Origin of the sequence: Ensifer sp. Root954 (assembly GCF_001429005.1) — a bacterium.
Lineage (GTDB): Bacteria > Pseudomonadota > Alphaproteobacteria > Rhizobiales > Rhizobiaceae > Ensifer > Ensifer adhaerens.
The window spans coordinates 738082-738784 of sequence record NZ_LMJM01000023.1 but is presented as its reverse complement, the minus strand read 5'-3'; the positions used below and the strand labels follow the sequence as shown (position 1 = coordinate 738784).

Below are 703 nucleotides of genomic sequence, written 5' to 3'. Positions count from 1 at the left end.
CAGGATCGCGATGTCGCTGCCCTTGTCCTTCACCAACATGATCAGGCCGGAGATGATGTTGAGTGCCGCGACCAGCACGATCAGCGACAGGATCATGAACATCACGTTGCTCTGGACCTCGAGCGTCGAGAAGAAAGTCTTGTTGCGGTCGCGCCAGTCGGTGATGAAGATTTGCCGTCCGGCCGCATCCTCGATCGGCTGGCGCAACTCCTCAACGACATCAGGATGCTCGACGAAGATCTCGATCGACTGGACCAGTCCCTCGGCGTTAAAGAACAGCTGCGCTTCTTCAAGCGGCATGAAGATGATCGTCGCGTCATACTCCGACATCCCGATCTCGTAGATTGCCGAGACGGTATAGGACTTCACACGCGGGTTCATGCCGAGCGGCGTCACGTCGCCGTTGGGCGAGGTCAGCGTGATGGTACCGCCGACCGTTATGCCAAGCTGTTCGGCCATGCGCGAGCCGATCGCCACGCCAGAGCCGGAGGCAAAGCCGACGAGATCACCGGACTGGATGTGGCCGGAAACCGACTTCATCTTGCTCAAGTCGTCGGCGCGGATGCCGCGCACCAGCGCGCCGGTCGAACTGTCACCGACCCCTTGCGCCAGAACCTGGCCTTCGACCATCGGGATCGCCATGGTGACGCCTTTGACGCCCGAGAATTTAGTCGCCAGTTCCGGATAGTTGTTGAGCGGACCA

1 protein-coding gene is annotated in these 703 nt (G+C 60.2%); it reads right to left on the bottom strand.

Translation table 11 applies throughout. The features are described 5' to 3' along the window. Window positions 1–703 (bottom strand): ABC transporter permease (locus ASE71_RS36975; RefSeq protein ID WP_413814643.1); only part of this gene is annotated, 703 nt, incomplete at both ends.